This window comes from Vibrio sp. 1288 (assembly GCF_033344475.1).
This window is the reverse complement of record NZ_JAWPOX010000259.1, coordinates 1-889: the sequence shown is the minus strand read 5'-3', so window position 1 is coordinate 889 and position 889 is coordinate 1. Positions and strand designations below refer to the sequence as shown.

The following is an 889-nucleotide window of genomic DNA, read 5'->3' as shown; positions in this document are numbered from 1 at the left end:
CTTTCGGTTTAGATAGCGTAGGCCCGAGTTTTGCGGCGCCCATCGACAAGGTATAGAACCAAACAAATGACGCCATAATAGTGCCTAACGCGAAAGCGATTCGATCATGGCCTTCAAATTGTCCACCGATTGAGCCTAAGATAACAACGGTATCTAAGTACAAATGTGGGTTGAGCACGGTGACAGCTAATGCGCCTAAAATGACCGTTCGGCGTCCACGAGCTACGACTTCCCCTTTTGATTCCGATTCATTCTCTGGCTTGAATGCGCTTTTAAGAGAAAGTAGTCCATAGAAGCTCAGGAAGGCAATACCACCAAGCGTCACCGATGTCAGTAGAACTTCATTTTGAGACAGAATAGCACCACCACCAAAGATACCTAGAGAAATGAAGATCATATCTAGGACGCTACAAATAGTGGCTGTCGTCAGGTGGTGATTGCGCTTTATGCCTTGATTCAAGACATACGCATTTTGTGCTCCGATCGGAATGATCATCGATGCCCCTAAACCAAATCCTTGCAATAAAACCCAAAAGCTCACAATACACCTCAGATAATTAAGAAAACGACAGAGAGGGGAAAGATAATGGCTTTGGTTAAATAAGTATAATTAATGATTTTAATATATTATTAGAGTTACTTATTTAATGGTTTGGTGTTGTTTTTTTGGGAGAACGTGAATGCGAGGGTTGGATTACAAATGGATAGAAGCCTTGGATGCCGTTGTTTATCAAGGCAGTTTTGAACGAGCTGCTGAGCATCTGTTTGTCTCACAATCTGCCATTTCGCAGCGTATTAAACAGCTCGAAAAGTTCTTGGCGCAACCTGTGTTAATTCGAGAGCAGCCACCCAAGCCAACTCCCATTGGAAAAAAACTATTGGGGCTTTA

General features: G+C 43.0%; 2 protein-coding genes. One reads left to right on the top strand and one right to left on the bottom strand.

The window, feature by feature from the left end:
• The coding region (locus tag R8O11_RS26090; protein ID WP_318194722.1) for a LysE/ArgO family amino acid transporter at positions 1-541 on the bottom strand (541 nt) is incomplete at its 3' end.
• Between the two features lie 139 nt (positions 542-680).
• Here R8O11_RS26090 and R8O11_RS26085 point away from each other — a divergent pair.
• On the top strand, positions 681-889 hold a 209-nt coding region (locus tag R8O11_RS26085; protein ID WP_318194721.1), incomplete at its 3' end, for a LysR family transcriptional regulator.